General features: G+C 42.4%; 1 protein-coding gene. It reads right to left on the bottom strand.

Going from position 1 to position 1,018, the window contains the following annotated elements; all coding sequences use genetic code 11:
• Positions 1–242 precede the first annotated feature (242 nt).
• On the bottom strand, positions 243–1,018 hold a 776-nt coding region (locus A3766_RS31710; RefSeq protein WP_369808663.1), incomplete at its 5' end, for a hypothetical protein.

Below are 1,018 nucleotides of genomic sequence, written 5' to 3' on the forward strand. Positions count from 1 at the left end.
CAACTGAAACTTGTCATAATCGAGATCAACACTCGCAAAAATCGAGTGCAAATTAATATTTCTTCGCTTAGCAGCAAAAAAGAAAGCATCGACAAGCGCTATAGGAATACTTAAGTTGGGAGACATGAGAGCTCAGACTGGTCCGGATAAGGTCAATCTGTCAAAAAATATGGCAAGAGTCAAGAACTTAGGGGAAGCAAGAAGAGCTCCCCCTTTATCAGAAAGATAAGAGGGTATTGCGACTAAATACCCAAGGAACTTAGTAGGTCATCAACTTCATCTTGGTTAGTTCCAGATAACTGGTCGGGGCGTAAGTTTTGATCCTCGGGAGATAAACTACCAAAGAGTTCATTTAATGACATCATCGTCAACATAAACTTCTGATCGGTAATCTGATCTTCAGAGTAGAGGTTCATACACTTAACAAGCTCACCACTAATCGCTTCACGGATCTGTCCTTGCTGGACCTCACTCAAGCCTTCAGCACCTTCAAGAACTGCTTTTTCAACATTTTCCATTATGCCCATTTGCTGTTCTTTCATGGCCTGGTAGGTTTCGTTAACCTGACTAAGTTCACTACTACATGACATCACTACATTTTTAATTTGTTCCGTTCTCGATTCTACGCGAGCTTCGAGGTTTTGATTGAGATCTAGGATCTCCTTTTCATCAAGCTTTCGTCGAGTAATATCCCGGATCATCACGGTAAAAATGATTTCGTCATCAACAAGCACTTTGTTTGTCACCATCGACAACCAAGCTTGCTGACCTTCAATCGTTGTCTCTATTTCGAAGCGGCCATCGTCTTGCGTTTGGGATGCAAGAAACTCCATATATTCACAACCCTGATCACAGTCTTCATCATCAAGCATTAATTCGAGGCCGCCCCGAGGTTGAACAATTTCAAACTCAGCTTGGGGGTAAAATGCCAGCTCAGGTACAATTTCGTCGAGCATCTTACCTTCAACCTCACCCTCTTGCTTTTTGATAACATCTCTACACGCAGGGGTAACAGTAG

The sequence above is a fragment of the Oleiphilus sp. HI0132 genome, assembly GCF_001635845.1.